Genomic DNA, 17,847 nt, shown 5'->3' with positions numbered 1-17,847 from the left:
GTTATCATTTTTGTGGATGGACTATCGGATAAAGATCTCATTGATAAGCATATCATGCCATCATTGATGGTTGATTTTTCAGCAGAATATAAACAGAACCTTCCCTACCTCAAAGGGAGCATTTCAAAAGAATTCATAAAAAATGAAGTGTTATCCATTAGTGAAATAGAAGCTGTCCGCTCCATTAAAGAATTAGCCTCTAAAGTACTAACAGGTTCTACCGCCCTTTTAATTGATGGGTCTTTGGATGCGCTGCTCCTTGGAACTGCCAAACATAAAACAAGGGCAATTGAAGAGCCGGTATCAGAGGCACTAGTCAGAGGTCCCCGTGTCGGTTTCACTGAATCATTGAGTGATAATACATCTTTTTTAAGGTGTAGTGGTGAAATCGAGAATTTATCGTTAGTAAAATTCCAAGTAGGAAAGCGTTCAAAAAAGGATTTGGTTGTCGCATACATAAAGGATATTGTTGATCCCGAATTAGTTAAAGAGGTGGAAAATCGAATTAAGAAAATTGATATTGATAGTGTTCCTGAATCAGGTTATGTAGAGCAGCTTATTGAAGATAATTACCTTAGTCCTTTTCCGCAGGTACAGAATACAGAGCGTCCTGATCGCGTGGTCGCTGCTTTGATGGAAGGGCGAGTGGCCATCTTGTTAGATGGGACCCCTTTCGCTTTGATCGTTCCTGTTACCTTAAGCATGATGCTACAATCACCGGAAGATTATTATGAAAGGTGGATTCCTGGAACATTCATCCGTATGCTTCGTTACCTCGCAGCTATTCTGGCCCTTTTTACACCGTCATTGTATATAGCTTTCATCTCATTTCATTCAGGATTGATTCCGACCAAACTGGCCATCTCCATTATCGGAACCAAGTCCGGGGTTCCGTTTCCGGCACTTATCGAGGCATTATTCATGGAAATAGCCATCGAAATTTTGAGGGAAGCAGGACTGCGATTGCCTAAGCCAATCGGTCCAGCAATGGGAATTGTCGGCGGTTTAATCATTGGGGAAGCTGCTGTTCAGGCAGGGATAGTTAGTCCTGTTTTGGTGATTGTGGTAGCGTTAACCGCCATTTCATCGTTTTCCATTCCGCACTATAGTATCGGGATTACATTACGGATGCTTCGTTTTCCCGCAATGCTATGTGCTGCCACGTTCGGATTATACGGGGTCATTCTTTTTTTCCTTTTAATGACCAGCCATTTAGTGAAATTAAAAAGCTTTGGTGTGCCTTATTTGAGTCCAGCCGTTCCTTATCGCTTAAGTGAGTGGAAAGACCTGGTGGTCCGCATGCCACTTATGATGATGAAACGCCGTCCAAAGATGTTGCATACAAAAAACCCCATACGTAAAGGATAACCTATCGGTGAAAGGGTGGTTATAGAATGATTATCAGTCCGAAAGACAAAATTACAACTCCTCAAGCAGCTGTCATTGTCATTAACTTCATACTCGGCACAGGATTGCTCACCCTACCCAGATCATCTACGGAGAAGGTACAGACACCAGATGTATGGATAAGCGTTATTTTAGGCGGAGTTATCACTATAACCGCGGGGCTGATCATGGTCAAATTAAGCCAACAGTTTCCCGAAAAGACCTTCTATCAATACATCAATGAAATTGTCGGAAAATGGCTGGGCGGGTTACTTAGTTTAGTTGTAGTCTGTTATTTTCTTACAACTTCCAGTTTTCAGCTCCGTGCAATGGCGGAAGTGATAAGGTATTTACTTTTGGAAGGTACGCCTACTTGGGCAATTATGATGATTTTCATGTGGGTAAGTCTTTATCTCATCATCGGCGGCATTAACCCGATCGCCCGTCTTTTTGAAATTATTTTACCTTTGACAGTTATCCTTTTTTTGGTTGTTACTTTTATGAGCTTTAAAATATTCGAGATCGATAATCTTCGTCCGGTATTAGGAGAAGGAATCGTCCCTGTATTAAAAGGAGTAAAAACGACGGCTCTCGCTTTTTCAGGGCCTGAAGTCATGCTACTGCTTATTCCATTTATGAATTCACCAAAAAAAGCAGTAAAAGCCCTGCTTGTTGGAGTTTCCATTCCACTGATTTTTTACGTGATAACGGTCGTAATGGTCATCGGGGCATTATCTGTTGATGGAGTGGTGATGAGAACATGGCCAACACTTGATCTTATCCGAAGTTTTGAAGTCGCCGGGTTGATCTTTGAGCGGTTTGAATCTTTATTGCTCGTTGTCTGGATCATGCAAATATTCGCCACATTTACGATCACATTTTTTGCAGCCGCTTTAGGGCTAGCTCAAATTACGGAAAAAAGCATACACCCATTCATGTTTGGTTTGCTTCCGATTCTCTACATCCTTGCCATGATTCCGAAAAATATCAATGACCTATTTAAGCAAGGAGATTTCGTCGGCAATGTCGCCATGTTTTTATTTGGTATACTCCCACCTTTACTGCTTATCATCTCAAGAATAAAGGGAGGGAAAAAATATGAAACAATCACATAGCAATACACGCCCCCTCTTCATTTCCCTCTCTACTATTTTGTTCTTATCACTAGCAGGATGCTGGAGCAGTCATGAAATTGAAGAGCAAAGTTTAGGTATAGGTTTGGCATTCGATAAAGCCAAACAGTCCGCAATCGAGAAAAAGTTAAACGAACAAGGGGAGGGTTATTCAAAAAGGAACCTGATTACTGCAACCTATCAATTCATCACTCCACAGGTAGCGAGTTCAACAACGAATCAATCCGGACCACAAAAAAAATCTTATGTTAATGTTTCCGAAACTGGAGATTCCTTACACCAAATGGTTCGTGAAATATCATTGAGAAGTGAACAACCCGTGACCGCTCACCATATGAAAGTGGTTGTTATCAGCGAAGAACTTGCAAGATCGTATAAGTTGGGACAATTACTTGATCAAAATCTACGGGAAAGTGAGCTTAGACCAAGCTGTCTTGTTTTCATCAGTAAAGGGAGAGCAAGCAAGACACTGGAAACAAAGAAAGCAGGGGAAATTCCAGCATTCCGCCTGGCTGGCATTGTAGAAAATGCCTATCGAACAACGAGGATTTTACCCCCCATGTCGCATATTAAAGTAGAAAGCAAGATCACATCAGGATCTAGTTTCCTGATTCAAAAAGTTCTATCAGTGGATGGGCAAGTCAAGTTTGCCGGAGCTGCCGTAATTGCTGGAAAGACACACAAAATGACAGGTACTTTAGACGAAGAGGAACTGGAGGGCGTAACATGGATAACAGGTAAGGGGAAAGGCGGTGTAGTGAAAAGCTTTGATAAAGAAACCGGTCAGCAGATTGTATATGAAATAGAGTCCATGAAAAGCAGTATCGTACCTCGAGTTGAAGCGGACAGCATCTCTTTTGATGTAAACATTGAGTCAGTGGGTAGACTGTCTGAAAACTGGGTAGTTTCAGGGGATTCTTTTAATAATGAATTTCTTAAAAAGGCAGAAAAGTCATCTGAAAAAGAAGTGGAGCGGTTGGTGGGGAATGCATTGAAAAAAATGCAAAAAGAATACAAAACGGACGTCGCCGGTTTTGGAAATCGATTGAGAATTGAGCAGCCCAAAGTATGGAAGAAAGTTAAAAAGGATTGGGATCAAACATTTAGTGAAACTCCAATAAACTTCGATGTAAAATTAACGATTAATGATTATGGGGCATCAGGAGGAGCAAAGAAGTGAATCCTCTGAGCTTCTAGCATTAAATGTTGGAAATGAAAACTATTTATACATATACGATAAGCATGAAAAGGCCTCCCACAGTAAACTGCGGGAGGTCTTTTGATTTTCCCATCGAAAGATCAGCTTAATTCCACTTTATTAATTTCAGATAAATAAACCCCATTTAAAATCGAGCCTTCATCTGCAACAACATATTCGATAACAGTCGGGCTTATGGTCCGAATATAAACAAAAGCTGAATCATCCACATGCTCAATCCGAAGCTTTTTCCTCTGTGCCTGCTTAATGTCAAGCTGATTGGTACTAGCTTCCGGCAGGCTTGTGTAATAAATTTCAAAATCCTCTTCTGACGCATCAATGAAAAGATGCCAAATGTTATACTCTTCTTCTTGATCAATCATTGTTTTTAATTTCCCTTTTCTCCCGATGCCAAGAAAATACTTGAACTTCGATTCCCCATTCACCATATCGCGGTCAATAACTTTTATACTTCCGCCTTTTCTGCTTTGTACAAGCCCAAAGGCAACGCCTGTTTTCCCTGTAGGGGCGGTTATTATATCCCGGTTAACCACTCTGTTTCTCTCTTCTTGCTTTAAATAAGCACCTTCTGTCCCCAGTGGCGGGAGAATCTCAAAAAGATCACCAGACACTTCTCCCCAGTTTTGAGTGTTCTGCACTTCCCTCTCAATCCATTTATTAAATAGATTCATGACGACCGGGGATTTACTTGAATTACCAGCAAGCAGTATATTCACTTTATTAATTTTGCTGTGTTCTGACCGGGCAAAAGCGCGCCGTAATGACTCAAAGAAATTTTTAATGCCTTTGTCGATTCTTGCCTCAATCTGTTGTTCCATTTCATCTTGATCGATCAAAAGTTCCACATTGAGTTTAGCGTGGCCGGCTTTGTCAAACAAATCTGCCCGGATCATGCCTTTTCCAAACTGTTCTTCATACCGTTCATGTCTTTCCCAAAGCGGCCTTAATTTTTCCACCAATTGTTTCGCATTTAAATAGGCTTCTTGTGACTCATTAATCAGTGTTTCACTTCCGGGAAACTTCACACATTCCGCTGGGAGGGTAAAAGGAATGTTTAGCTCACGCATTGTTCTTTGGTTGTTTTTAAACACTTGGAACGCCAAAAGCTCCAGCATGTTCTCACCGCCTAAATACCGGTCCCCGCCCGCTGCAAAATGCTCAATGACATAATCATATCTACTTTCTTTCAAGCCAGCTTCACGCCAAATCCCAAAATCAAAATCTGTCGTTCCTCCACCAAAATCAAACACACCATAGTACGTTTTTTCATCCTCTTCCGGTTCAAACCCGTATTCCTGTAACGCACAAACGGCATAGGCTGCAGGTTCACTCGCCCCAGCAGTGACACGAAACTTTTTCATTAATTCTTCATCCAGCTGAATCGGCATAGGAAGCGTCTTTTTTAACCCACGTTCAAAACACTTTAGAATTTTTTCCCTTACCTCTTTTTCATACGTCACCGGGAAAGAAAGGGTGTAATCGAGGTAAATCCCATTGTTCTGGTTATTGATATACAAACCGAGGTAGTAGGCGTATAACTCGATTGGGTTGATTTCCTGATCGGTTAAGTCCAAAAAGGAACGCAGTACAACGGCATATCCCCTCTTGTCTTTTAATCGGAGTTCATTATTCTTTTCTCCAGCCCACTGCTTTAGATTATTCAATATGGAATAATAATGGTCACTCTTTCCATTCATCAAGTTGTTAAGAGCATTGTGGGAAACCGTCACATCCTGCCACCTTGTATCTGGTCTTCCTTCTTTTTCTTGATAAAGCTCCAGGAAATGTGCTAAATCAATAAATTCAATCACGGTTGGATTTTCATAATGCCAGTCTTGTACTTCCGTGTTATGGTAGCCAACCCCAATACGCATGGGAAGAGTAAAGTCACTTTCTTCTTGATGAACGACCACTGTACTTTTCGTTCCAAAATCAATGCCAACTATGCCGTCCTCCCTTATATCCATTTTAGGGTTTCTGGCCATTATTTCTTCGTTCAGTTTTATCGTTAAAGGTTTTTCATCAGAGGTGACAGGCCATAAATCCCAATGTCCCCGGTTTGGATCTGTTAACATCTTTTCATCATATGTATCTATATCGGCTCTTACTTTTTCAGAGTTTAAAAGCTTCTCATAAAACGTGTTGGAATCGATAGCGATCGATGGCAATTCTTTAAGAAAACTTTCATGATCTAATTCCTTTAATTGATACAATTCCAGCAAATAATCATACTCCTTCTGGCGTTCTGCGCTTAATCCGCTTGGAACTAACCGGTTTTCCAGCCAGAGTTGGAGAGCCTTTCGGTCATTGATTTCAAAAGCATTTTCCTCATTTAAACGGAAAACGGGAACGAAAAATCCCTTTCCAAGCAAATTGTTTTTTTGATTTACTACATCGTAGCTTTGAATGTCGTACCCGTGGGATTTAAACGCTATCGATTTAGAAGAGTTAGTTTGATTGGCAAATATCCTTGAAATGGAAGGATTTTTACTCACGGAATAATCGTCTAAAGTTAGTATTCTCTTATATACAGGGTGATCGGTTGTATTGAAACTTTTCGCAGCCTCTTCCCGTGTCATGGCATCACCTTTAAAACCGGAAACGTCCAGATGCTTTTTGTAGTCAAAATCCTCGTCCATTAATTCATAGTATTTTCTATAAGGAAATACCGCTGCGATGTTATGATCATATATAATATTCCCATTATTCATGTAAACCCATCTGGAACGGAGCATCTTTTTAATGTCTTGAAAGAAGCTCGCTTCATCCTTGAAGAAGGTTTCTTCTGCACTCTGATATAAATGGCTGATTAACGATCTCACTTCTTTATAAGTCATTGAAATGGCAGAGACCGGAACGGTTTGGGAATCAGGTGAGAATAGAACCTGCTCTTCGTTCTTATTCATTAAGTATATGGAACTGTCTATGTTATTTTTTTCAGCTAAGCTTGTTACGTTCTCAATCGGCTCTTTATCTTCCATCGTTTCTTGTTTTTCAACTTCTTTTAATAATTCTTCAGAAATTGCATCACCAGAATCCAAATAACATATCAGGTCACCAATCTTGACTATAGTGTCCTCCGCTACGTTCAATTCTTTAAGGGTACCTTCTTTTTCTGAAAAGAGGTCAAATTCGATGCCCTCACAGCTGAATTTGGCTAAGCTTTCGCCCACCGTAATATAATCGCCTGGCTGTTTATACCATTGCACAAGAAGGATTTTTTCAATGCCTTCTTCAATCTCTGGGATAATAATCGATGTCATTGTATTTCTCCTTTACTATCATTCTCTTTTTCGCCTGCTAGATTCTCACAACGGATTTTTTAATGGTTTTACCATTAATGCTTATATAACCTGGCAGCAGGACTTCCATGATGTTCCCGGATATTTTGCTATTGAGGGCCCTTATGTACAAGTCCTCCCTGAAGACCTCATTCATTTTCACTTCCTGTATTTTATATAAAGGGGTATCGTATGTTTTACTGTACTCTTGAAAGAAAAACAGAAAAAGGGCGAGCAAAGTCTCTCTTTCCTGCTCCCGTCCTTCCATGATCTCGTTTTTGATAAAATCCCACAAAGATGAAATGTTTTCATATTGCACGCCACAGACTATAAATTCCTGCACGGAACCGCCCTTGAAGATTCCTTTCAAAGAACTTTTAGTGGTTTCGGATAATTGTTGAACAGCTTCGTAAAGTTCTTCTGCTTCCCGATAGTCCGCTCTTCTCTTTTGCAATTCATTATAATAGGATTCCATTTTCTCATTTAGATGGTGGATCGTTATTTGGTACTCACTAATTTCTGCTTTTTTCGAGGCAAGCTCTTGTTGAAGTTTTGCTATTTCATTTTCTTTTTCTTTCAGCAGCTCCTTATGCTCCCCCAATTGACTATACGAGCCAGCTTCTGCTATCGCTTGTATCTTTTCAATGACTCTTTCGTCTTGTAGGGAAACCATTAATGCCTCAATAAAACCATCATCCCATTCTTTATTCATCTTTACACTCCCTTCAAAAGTGTTAACCAACCATACTCGCTCTGTATATGTATGAAAAGGTTTGCCCTTTTTTGCCATAGAAAAATCCCCTCCCAGATAGACTGTTAGGAGAATACAACCATAACTTATATTCCAAGAAAGCAGTAGTGAGATTACTTATTTTCAAAAATGCGTATATACCGTATCAATGAAGTATTGATAATATGATGCTTACTATCACTTTTCACAATAAAATACTCACAGTGCTCCATCCTTTTCAAGACTTCTTGTAAAACATCCTCTTTTTTACTGCTCAATCCTTTTTTTATTTTCTCCCACTTAACATCAGCGTCAAGAGTATAACAAACATTGAATTCCTTTAACAGGTTAATCTTCCCCTTAAATGCTTTAGTTTCTTTATCTATTTTTATTGTTTAAAGCTAATCCGAATTCATATTTTTCCTCAATCCGATATACTACCTTATGAGTACCACTTAATAATATTCGGTATGATCATGTTGTTTAAGTGGGTTGAAATGACTAGAGTTAAACCTCCGGATTACTTGATAAGAAAAGGCCTCCCCTCAGTAAACTGTGGGAGGCCTTTAACTTTTAAGATATTCACTTGCTAGGTGAGCACCGATGATTACATATGCTTCCCATTCCAACTTTAACCCGAACAAAAAAAGCCCTTCTCGTTTGAGATGGCCTTTCGTTATGCTGTCCAGCACAATCGCTTAACTATTAAATCGCATATCTTGATGCTAGTGGATTCTTGATGGTTCGCATGCATGTTTGTATGGGATCTTAAACAAATTATCCATAGCAGCATTAACACAATCTTCACAATAATAATTGACGAACTCTCTACCTTGTTCAAAAATTGGTGTCATCGTATCTATGTCAGCCCATTTAAAACAGTAAATACACATTTGCCTCATGATATATCACTCCTTTTCCACGCGGAAATAATTTGGTAATATCCAAAAGAAGAATATGTGCCACTTGCCGACATTATTCAAGAAACGATACTCTTTCATTGTGAACCCCGACTACAAAATTAAGGTAACGGGGGAACAATATACTATAAACCGATATCATTTATATACCACTTAACCTGAGTATTAAACCTCCCCCAAAAATATTATTTGTTGCCCGTCAATCTTTTCCTATTTATGATGTTCACCCATGGTTCGCAATAACGCAATCAATCTTTTTTCCCTAACTAAAATTCCTTTATCCACTACCTGCACCTTTTGTTACATACAAAAAAAGAGCTGCCAAAGCAACTCTTTTTTGAAGTAAAATACCTGTTTCAACTTCATGAACGGTATTACAAATGACTATTTCTTTTGTCACTTTCCATCACTGCCAGTTCGTGTGGAAAACCCCTGCTAAATCACGTCGTTCATAGGTATGCGCACCAAAATAATCACGTTGTGCTTGCAAAAGGTTAGCATTTGAGATGCCTGTTCGATAACTATCGTAATAAGTAAGTGAAGAGCCTAAACATGGAAACGAGATGCCGGAATTTATTCCCTCACAGACTACCTTTCGCAATCCCACCTGGTACTTTGCAACCTTTTCAGCGAAATATGGTGAAATCAATAAATTGGACAGATTTGGCTGCTCTTGATAGGCTTCGCTAATGACGTTTAAAAATTCTGCCCGAATGATGCAGCCGCCGCGGAAAATAAGCGCAATATCCTTCAAAGGCAAATCCCAGCCGTTAAGTTCAGAACTCATTTTATATTGAGTGAAACCTTGCGCGTATGCACAAACCTTTCCCATATATAATGCTTGCCTAATATAGTCAATCCACTCATTTTTATCTAATTTTTGCTGAACGTTCTCAGGCCCTGTTAGAATGTTTTCCGCATGAACCCGTTCTTCTTTTAGAGCGGAAATGTAGCGCGCAAACAAAGACTCTGTAATGATCGATGCTGGTATTCCGTTATCAATCGCTTGCATGCTGGTCCATTTTCCTGTGCCTTTTTGTCCTGCTTTATCAAGAATCACATCGATCAATGGTAAGCCCGTTACTTCATCTTTTTTCCTTAAGATTTCGGCCGTGATTTCGATTAAATAACTTTTCAGTTCGCCTTGATTCCATGTTTCAAAGATGTCAGCAATTTCATTAACCTCTAAATGCAATTTTTCTCTTAAAAACGTATATGCTTCGGCGATTAATTGCATATCTGCATACTCAATCCCGTTATGTACCATTTTCACAAAATGACCTGCCCCTTTTGGGCCGATATAGGTACAGCAAGGAGCATCGTTTACTTTGGCTGCGATTTTTGTCAGGGTTGGAGCTACTTTTTCATAGGCGTCCTTATCTCCTCCTGGCATGATTGAAGGTCCTTTCAACGCCCCGACTTCCCCACCGGAAATACCAATTCCTACATAACTGAATCCTTTAGATTTCAATTCATCATATCTGCGTTCAGTATCTTCGTAATGGGAGTTACCGCCGTCCATGATAATATCGCCTGATTCAAGATGAGGAAGTAATGAAGTGATCACCGAGTCGATCGCTTTACCCGCAGTCACCATCAGAAAAATCTTTCTTGGCGTTTCCAGTGACTGAACGAAATCTTGGATTTCGTAATACGGATGGATTGACTGACCGTCCAATTCAGCAACAAGCTGATCGGTTAAATCTCTTGTGTAATTATAGACAGCTACTTTTTCCCCTTTACTAGCCATATTTAACGCGATATTACTGCCCATTACCCCTAAACCAATGACACCAATTGTATTGAACATTATTTCTGCTCCTTCTTATGTAAGAATAATAGGCAGTAAATCCCTGCCATAAGTCGGGGATTTACTGCCGGGAAAGCCTATACAAATAAGCTTAGTAATAGAATGAATCCTAATCCAGCTACTGATATGATCGTCTCAAGCAAAGTCCATGTTGCGAATGTTTCTTTCATGCTTAAGCCAAAATACTCTTTAAACATCCAGAAACCAGCATCGTTAACGTGTGAAGCGATTAAACTTCCCGCTCCTGTAGCAAGTACGACCAGAGCAAGATTAACGTCCGTCTGACCTAACATCGGAATAACCAAACCAGCTGTCGTCAAGGCAGCAACTGTAGCAGATCCCAATGAAATACGCAGGATTGCCGCGATGATCCAGGCAAGCAGGATTGGTGATAATGATGTTCCTTTGAATAATTCAGCTACATAGTCACCTACACCGCCGTCGATCAATACTTGTTTGAAGGCTCCGCCGCCACCAATGATCAAGAGCATCATTCCGATATGCAGGATTGCTGATGTACAAGATTCCATGATATCCTTCATTGGAATCTTTCTTGCCACTCCCATTGAATAGACCGCAAATAATAAGGAAAGCAACATGGAAGTACCGGCTTCACCAATGAAACGGATAGCTGCCAGTAAACCATTATCTTCAAATCCCATCGTTTTTTGCATCAAAGTGATGATCGTAGCAATTGACATTAATATAACCGGAAGTAATGCAGTAAATACACTGATTCCAAATCCAGGTGTTTCTTCAAGTTTAAAAGATTTTTGTTCACCTAATGAGGCAATGCTGCCTGTTTTCGTAAATGATTCAGGTACTAATCTTTTAGCTATCTTCGTAAATATCGGTCCAGCTAAAATAACGGTTGGAACCGCAATGATGAAGCCGTAAAGTAAAACCTGACCAATGTCTGCGCCATATTCACCAGCGATGACGGTCGGTCCTGGATGCGGCGGTAAGAAACCGTGTGTTACGGATAATGCCGCCACCATTGGAATGCCAAGATACAATATCGAAACTTTTAATTCTCTTGAAATCGCAAATACGATTGGAATCAATAATACTAATCCCACTTCAAAGAATAATGCGATACCGATAATGAATGATGCTGCCACGACTGCCCATTGAATATTCTTTTCACCGAATTTCTTAACGAGGGTCATGGCAATGCGTTGCGCTCCGCCTGAATCTGCGATCAGCTTACCTAACATCGCCCCAAGCCCAAAGATTAACGCTAAGTGGCCAAGTGTTCCGCCTAATCCAGCTTCAATGGTTTTGACAATTCCGTCAAGCGGCATCCCAAGTGCTAAAGCCACTCCAAACGATACAATGATCAAGGAAATAAAGGTGTTTAATTTTAAGCCCATTATTAAAATTAATAAAGCGACAATTCCTATAGCGACAATGACTAATGGCATTGTAATCCCCCCATGTCTTTACTTTGCAGCATTTATTAAGTTTCTTTGATAATTCGCAATCTGTGTATATTCGTTTTCCAATACCCTTGATAGGTTAATGAAAATCGGCAGCAGCTGCCTGTATTCATTTACAGAATCAGCTTTCGGTGTGTGCTTGTGGGTATTGCCTATCATTTCAGAAACCACTTCGAAGGAATCAATTTCCCCAGTTGCATATAACCCTAATATACAAGCACCCAGGCACGAACTTTCGTAGCTTTCTGGAACCACGACTTCCGATTCGAAGATATCGGACATCATTTGCCGCCAAACAGCCGACCTTGCGAAGCCTCCCGTAGCTTGAATTCGGGTCACGGGACCGTCCATGCATTCGGTTAAGGCCAAAAATACGGTGTATAAATTGTAAATGACTCCCTCTAGAGCCGCACGAATCATATGTTCTTTCTTATGCGACAGCGTCAATCCGAAAAATGAACCCCTTACGTCCGGATTCCATAATGGTGCACGTTCACCTGCAAGATATGGATGGAATAACAATCCATCCGCGCCCGGTCTTACCCGTTCGGCAATCTTGGTCAAGACTTCATAAGCGTCGATTCCGAGTCTTTTAGCTGTTTCCACCTCGGAAGAAGCAAATTCATCGCGAATCCAGCGAAGGACCATCCCGCCATTGTTTACCGGCCCGCCAATCACCCAATGCTTTTCCGTTAAGGCATAGCAAAAGATTCTTCCTTTTTCGTCCGTTTTCGGTTCGTCAATAATTGTCCGAATCGCACCGCTTGTCCCGATCGTGACAGCGATTTCACCTTTCCGGATAGCGTTTACACCAAGATTTGAAAGGACACCATCACTTGCCCCAATGACAAATGGTGTTTGTGGGTCAATCCCGATCTGTTTGGCTAAATCCGCGTCACAGTTGTTAAAGATCTTTGTTGTCGGTACGAGTTCAGATAATTGATCACGCGTTACTCCAGCAATTCTAAGGGCTCCCTCATCCCAATCCAAGTTTTTGAGATTCAACATGCCCATGGATGAAGCAAGGGAATAATCGACAACGTATTGGCCAAAGAACTTTTTAAAGATATATTCTTTAATCCCGATATACTTTTTAACATTGGTTGCGATCTCCGGGCGATCATTCACGATCCAGGTGATCTTGGATAATGGTGACATCGGGTGAATCGGTGTTCCGGTTCGCTTGTAAACTTCATGCCCATCTAATTCATCCTTTATTTTATGGGCCCAAGCTTCACTGCGATTATCTGCCCAAGTGATGCAAGCGGTTAGCGGCCGGTCATTTTCATCCATAGCTATAACACTATGCATCGCACTGCTAAATGAAATAAATGATGGTTTTTTATCTGGATGCTGCTTCGTTATATTTGAAAAGGCTTTCAGAACAGCCTGGAAAATCTCCTCAGGGTCTTGTTCCGCCGTTGTCATATCCGGTGTGTAAAGAGGATAGCCAATATTCTCTTGCTGGATGACATCGCCTTTTTTCGTGAATAATACAGCTTTTGTACTTGTTGTACCGATGTCTACTCCTAACATATAGCTAGTCATTTTCTTGTTCGACTCCTTTTGAAAGCATCTGTTGAGCCATCCATAAGTCTTCAACTTTTCCTTGAACATCATCAAAGTTTTCATGTAACGACTTAATCATGATGTCTCGATCTTTTGTTTTGATCGCATCAATATAAAGCTGATGATTATTTATGATTCGTGTAAAGTCTTCATACTTTTCTTTAAAACGACTGCGCATGGATAGAAGAATCAAACTTTCCATTACAGGTTTTAAATTATCCCAGATCATCAGGATGTAGGAATGATCGATGGAGCGAATGATCGTTTCGTGGAATAGAACATCCTGATAGGAAAACTCATCCGCATCCAGGTATTTTATGGACACTTTCATCATTTCCAATATTTTACTAAGTTCCATTACTAATTCATTCGTGTTCATCCTCACTAGACGTTCAAATACAAACGTTTCGATGAGAATACGTACATCATAAATTTCTGCATACTTTTTTTCTGTTAAACCAATGACAACCGCACCCATTCTTTCTAATCGGATGATATTTTCAGAGGCCAGTATTTTTAACGCTTCACGAACGGGTGAGCGGCTTACACCGAAATCAGCAGCTAATTTATTTTCAGAAAGGATGGCACCGCTTTCAATCATCCCCGAAATAATACGCATTCTAAGCTCGGATGTAACGCGATCACCGGCTGAAGCTTTTGATAGCCATTTTACAGGATAAAGAAATTCCTTTGATTCAGCCATAAATTCACCTTCTTATAGAGTTCAAGTACACTTGTATACAAGTATTTTATAATAATAATAATAAATAATGCAAGCTTTTTGAATTCAACCGGATTTTCGCCAATCTAATCAAAGTCGAACGTTTTGGAAGTATTTGACTTTAGCGAACGTTGAAATAAAACCTTTTTCATAAAAAAAACGTTCATAAACGTGCACTTTTACGAATAATCAATTCAGATTCTCCAACTAAGTAGTCCACTATTAAAATGAACTAAACAAGACAGAGATTACCCCCCTATTATAAAAAAAACACCATTTTTCCTTAACAAGGTGGTGTACATTCTATTTTATCCTCTCAAAACTTACACAAGGTAATTCTATTTTTATTTGGCTTCAGGTAAATATCCTACATGGGATACCGCCAGCATTATACAGAACAACGCCATTAATTATCTATATGGTCAATCTACTTTCTGATGGCGCCCCATACCTGCACTTCTTATTCCGATTACAAGGTACGTTGTACATAGGAGATTAGAAAAATTAACATATAGCCTTCCAAGCAATAACGATAGCAAATAAAAAGAAAAATCCCTCAAGAGAGATTACGGTTTAATTAAACCGTAATCCCTTCTTTGTACTACAGCACTATTCCAATATAGCATTCATAACAATGCAGAATATACCGATCGCTACAGCATTATCGTCAGAATTGCACAGGTAAATGTAACCTGATACTCAGAATATACTCTTTCCCATCCACTCCCATATAATTTTCACAAAGATTCAATCTCTTGTTTGAACCTTCCCCGTTATTGCCATATGAAAAGAAAAAGGCTGCATATGCAACCTCAATTATTAATGTAGAGCACCGCTAACTTGAACAGTTAGTAACATGAAGCTTTTTACTAAAGAATCAAGGAAACACGCGCCTACTTAGTTTTAGTTAAATGTATTTTAATTTCATTGCCAACTTCAAGATTGCAATCTTGACGATCCTTAACTGGAGTCTGATTTAAATCCAACTCCATTCATGATACCTTAACTCCTTTTATTAATTCGTCTTTTAATTTCATAGGCTCAGCAAATTCAATGCTCCAAGGCACTTTTTGCATACCATGTACCTTTTGGTTAGCCAACTCTTCCACTCTATGTCCATTTATGTAATAATTTGTGTATACCATATTGACAATCACTGTTAAATCAATGGTTGCACATCGTTTATCATATTTTTAAAGTAGTTTTAAGTTATCTCTGTTCGCGGCAAATTAAACTAATCGATTTTTATAAACCAAAAACCAGTCAAGAACACGAAAGTTTTATGGTGTATAAACTCTGAACCTTAAGACAAAAATGATACTTGAAAGGTTGGGAGATTATATTAAAGAGCAGATAATGGCGATGTTTTCACTTAAAGTAGGCGTCCAGTAGAGGAAACGCTACTACGGCGATTCTGGCTGCAATCCTAGGGGGAAAAAAATTGAATACCGAACAAAGAATACTTCGCGCCTCCATTGGCGTTACTATCTTCGTTGCTTGCTTTGGAATCATTTTCGGCCTGCTATCAGGTTCGTTCTCTATCACCTTTGATGGGTTCTATTCTCTGACCGATGCAATCATGAGCGTCTTGGCGCTCATTGTCTCAAAGTTGATTACCTCGTCCACTGCACCGAATAGGCAGAATGGTAAATTGAGTGAACGCTTCACAATGGGATTTTGGCACTTGGAGCCAATTGTCCTTGGTCTCAACGGTGTCATGCTCATGGGGGCGGGCGTTTATGCGTTGATTAATGCAATTGGTAGTCTTCTGACGGGCGGCCGCAATCTCGAGTTCGGTTTCGCCATCGTCTATGCCGTTGTGACAATGATCGCTTGCTGTTCTATGGCGATTTTCGAAACACGCGTAAACAAGACACTTAGCTCGGATTTTGTTGCCCTTGACGCTAAGGCCTGGATGATGACCGGTGGCATCACCGCTGCGCTCTTGATCGCGTTTTGCATCGGATACGCTTTTGAAGGAACGAATTTGGAATGGCTTACACCCTATATTGATCCTGCAGTACTTGTGCTGATCTGTTTGGTAATTATTCCGCTGCCGATTTCAACGGTAAAGCGGGCCTTGGCGGATGTCCTGCTGATCACCCCTCAATCACTCAAGCAGCATGTGGACGAGGTCGCACGGGACTTTGTGAAGCGCTACGGCTTCGTTTCTTACCGAGCTTACGTCGCAAAGGTTGGTCGGGGAAAGCAAATTGAACTATACTTTATTGTGCCTGGCGGGTGGCCGGCAAAATGCCTTGAAGAGTGGGACGCAATCCGTGATGAAATCGGTAATGCCATCGGCGAGGAAAGTACTGATCGATGGTTAACAATTGTGTTCACGACCGATGTTGAATGGGCGGACTAAAAACAGGGTAGTGAGAGGCTTGACCAGGCCAGATCGCAGCGGCGGCCTGGTCAAGCCTGGCGATATGCTCGTACGGCGGCAGTATGTTTGTTTAAAGAGCCACGGACTTCATGGGCATTAGGGGTAACCACCAGCAAAAACGCGTCTTTTTTTCAACTAAACTGTCCCGATAGTTGCATAAAAAAATGCTGCCTTAAAGACAGCTCCGATCTTTAGTTAACGCACCCGTTCATTGCATTAATCGAGTAATCTTCTATTGATAAATACGTACGTAATTGTTAATAAAACCAACATAGCAATTATAAGAACCGTTCCTTCATAAGGATAGTCAATGAAACTATTGATAACTGCTAACAATCCAAAAGGAAGAAAAAAAAACCCACCTGTTACTGTACCTAACAAAGACTTATTTTTAATCATTTTTTCATTAAATCCAGCTAACAACCAGGTTTGTTTTTTCACAGCTACTAAGTAAGACACAAGTAAAAGAGCTATACCAATAACCAATAATCCGTAATCCACCTTTACACCTCCCAAGGACAACTTTGTTTCTTATTATTTTTTATACGAATAGTAAAGGAAAAAGTTTCCTTTACTTCAACTATCCTGCCCCTTTAGCTCAAGAGCTGCCCAAGCCACTCCCTTATTGAAGTAAACCAGCTAATAGGATGTCAATATCTTTCTCTAATATTTTCATTTCCCTTATGATATACTATTTTTGGCCATGCCAAATAACCCTCCAAAACCCTTTTGGAAGGATTTTTCTCTGTTTCACAAAACCGTTAATTAGGCTAAATCTAGGAACGTTTCTTTTCTGCTTAATAAAGCATAAATCCATTGAAGCAACTTATTCATACAGGCAACGATTGACACTTTGGCAGGTTTTCCTTCTGATTTTTTCTTATCATAGAACGCTTTAAGCTTTTTGTTCCTTGAACTTCTTATGCCGCATAGTACGGCAAGATACAGAGAATGACGTAGTCTGCTCGAGCCCCTTTTGGTTATACGATTAATGGTTGCCGTAAACTTACCTGATGAGTGAACACTTGGATCCACTCCAGCGAAGGCAACCAGTTTTTTCGGATGATTAAACCGATCGATTTCACCAATTTCAGAGATAATCGTTGCTGCGATTTTTTCTCCGATACCGGGAATCGATTGGATGATTTTATATTCTTCCATTTCATTTGCCAGGGACACTATACGATCTTCCAAATCAGAAAGGTGTCCCTGGTAATGAAAAAGCAACTCAATATACATACGAAGATTGA

The 17,847-nt window shown here is 40.1% G+C and carries 13 protein-coding genes; 4 read left to right on the top strand and 9 right to left on the bottom strand.

Annotated elements, in window-relative coordinates; all coding sequences use genetic code 11:
* The 3 genes from ADA55_RS21670 to ADA55_RS21660 all read left to right on the top strand — a co-directional run.
* The coding region (locus ADA55_RS21670) for a spore germination protein (RefSeq protein WP_048687543.1) at window positions 1-1,368 on the top strand (1,368 nt) is incomplete at its 5' end.
* A 26-nt stretch (window positions 1,369-1,394) separates the two neighbouring features.
* Window positions 1,395-2,501: a spore germination protein gene (locus ADA55_RS21665; RefSeq protein ID WP_048687542.1), complete on the top strand. Its 1,107-nt coding sequence runs from the start codon at window positions 1,395-1,397 to the stop codon at window positions 2,499-2,501.
* The gene (locus ADA55_RS21660; protein WP_048687541.1) at window positions 2,485-3,699 is read left to right on the top strand and encodes a Ger(x)C family spore germination protein; all 1,215 of its coding nucleotides are present in this window, start codon (window positions 2,485-2,487) and stop codon (window positions 3,697-3,699) included. Before ADA55_RS21665 ends, ADA55_RS21660 begins: the two co-directional genes overlap by 17 nt.
* A gap of 119 nt (window positions 3,700-3,818) precedes the next feature.
* Here the strand turns inward: ADA55_RS21660 and ADA55_RS21655 are convergent, their stop codons facing one another.
* The 7 genes from ADA55_RS21655 to ADA55_RS21630 all read right to left on the bottom strand — a co-directional run bounded on the left by ADA55_RS21655 (window position 3,819) and on the right by ADA55_RS21630 (window position 14,190).
* On the bottom strand, window positions 3,819-7,001 hold the full coding sequence (locus ADA55_RS21655; RefSeq protein WP_048687540.1) for a biotin/lipoyl-containing protein: 3,183 nt from the start codon (window positions 6,999-7,001) through the stop codon (window positions 3,819-3,821).
* 37 nt (window positions 7,002-7,038) lie between these two features.
* Window positions 7,039-7,731 (bottom strand): hypothetical protein, encoded by a 693-nt coding sequence (locus ADA55_RS21650; protein ID WP_142398513.1) that lies wholly within the window; start codon window positions 7,729-7,731, stop codon window positions 7,039-7,041.
* A gap of 1,215 nt (window positions 7,732-8,946) precedes the next feature.
* Window positions 8,947-9,069, bottom strand: coding sequence for a hypothetical protein (locus tag ADA55_RS31095; protein ID WP_260089034.1), 123 nt, complete (start codon window positions 9,067-9,069; stop codon window positions 8,947-8,949).
* 6 nt (window positions 9,070-9,075) lie between these two features.
* Window positions 9,076-10,479, bottom strand: coding sequence for a decarboxylating NADP(+)-dependent phosphogluconate dehydrogenase (gene gnd, locus ADA55_RS21645; RefSeq protein ID WP_048687538.1), 1,404 nt, complete (start codon window positions 10,477-10,479; stop codon window positions 9,076-9,078).
* 77 nt (window positions 10,480-10,556) lie between these two features.
* The gene (locus tag ADA55_RS21640; RefSeq protein WP_048687537.1) at window positions 10,557-11,903 is read right to left on the bottom strand and encodes a GntP family permease; all 1,347 of its coding nucleotides are present in this window, start codon (window positions 11,901-11,903) and stop codon (window positions 10,557-10,559) included.
* 18 nt (window positions 11,904-11,921) lie between these two features.
* Window positions 11,922-13,466 (bottom strand): gluconokinase, encoded by a 1,545-nt coding sequence (gene gntK, locus ADA55_RS21635; protein WP_048687536.1) that lies wholly within the window; start codon window positions 13,464-13,466, stop codon window positions 11,922-11,924.
* Complete coding sequence (locus tag ADA55_RS21630; protein ID WP_048687535.1) at window positions 13,459-14,190, bottom strand: GntR family transcriptional regulator; 732 nt, start codon at window positions 14,188-14,190, stop codon at window positions 13,459-13,461. The genes gntK and ADA55_RS21630 overlap by 8 nt, the downstream gene beginning before the upstream one ends.
* 1,459 nt (window positions 14,191-15,649) lie before the next feature.
* Here ADA55_RS21630 and ADA55_RS21625 point away from each other — a divergent pair.
* Window positions 15,650-16,576 (top strand): cation diffusion facilitator family transporter, encoded by a 927-nt coding sequence (locus ADA55_RS21625; RefSeq protein ID WP_048687534.1) that lies wholly within the window; start codon window positions 15,650-15,652, stop codon window positions 16,574-16,576.
* Window positions 16,577-16,813: 237 nt separating this feature from the next.
* Here the strand turns inward: ADA55_RS21625 and ADA55_RS21620 are convergent, their stop codons facing one another.
* A complete protein-coding gene (locus tag ADA55_RS21620; RefSeq protein WP_048687533.1) occupies window positions 16,814-17,098 on the bottom strand; it encodes a DUF3784 domain-containing protein in 285 nt (94 codons plus the stop codon).
* Window positions 17,099-17,362: 264 nt separating this feature from the next.
* On the bottom strand, window positions 17,363-17,847 hold a 485-nt coding region (locus tag ADA55_RS21615), incomplete at its 5' end, for an IS110 family transposase (RefSeq protein ID WP_048687532.1).

Origin of the sequence: Bacillus sp. 220_BSPC (genome assembly GCF_001054655.1) — a bacterium.
GTDB lineage: Bacteria > Bacillota > Bacilli > Bacillales > DSM-1321 > Peribacillus > Peribacillus frigoritolerans.
This window is presented reverse-complemented; position numbering and strand designations above follow the sequence as displayed.

What these genes read in the sequence shown, in the direction of transcription:
- ADA55_RS21640 (WP_048687537.1), bottom strand. Translation starts at nt 11,903, where the DNA reads ATGCCATTAGTCATTGTCGCTATAGGAATTGTCGCTTTATTAATTTTA.
- ADA55_RS21665 (WP_048687542.1), top strand. Translation starts at nt 1,395, where the DNA reads ATGATTATCAGTCCGAAAGACAAAATTACAACTCCTCAAGCAGCTGTC.
- ADA55_RS21660 (WP_048687541.1), top strand. Translation starts at nt 2,485, where the DNA reads ATGAAACAATCACATAGCAATACACGCCCCCTCTTCATTTCCCTCTCT.
- gntK (WP_048687536.1), bottom strand. Translation starts at nt 13,466, where the DNA reads ATGACTAGCTATATGTTAGGAGTAGACATCGGTACAACAAGTACAAAA.
- ADA55_RS21630 (WP_048687535.1), bottom strand. Translation starts at nt 14,190, where the DNA reads ATGGCTGAATCAAAGGAATTTCTTTATCCTGTAAAATGGCTATCAAAA.
- ADA55_RS21655 (WP_048687540.1), bottom strand. Translation starts at nt 7,001, where the DNA reads ATGACATCGATTATTATCCCAGAGATTGAAGAAGGCATTGAAAAAATC.
- gnd (WP_048687538.1), bottom strand. Translation starts at nt 10,479, where the DNA reads ATGTTCAATACAATTGGTGTCATTGGTTTAGGGGTAATGGGCAGTAAT.
- ADA55_RS21650 (WP_142398513.1), bottom strand. Translation starts at nt 7,731, where the DNA reads ATGAATAAAGAATGGGATGATGGTTTTATTGAGGCATTAATGGTTTCC.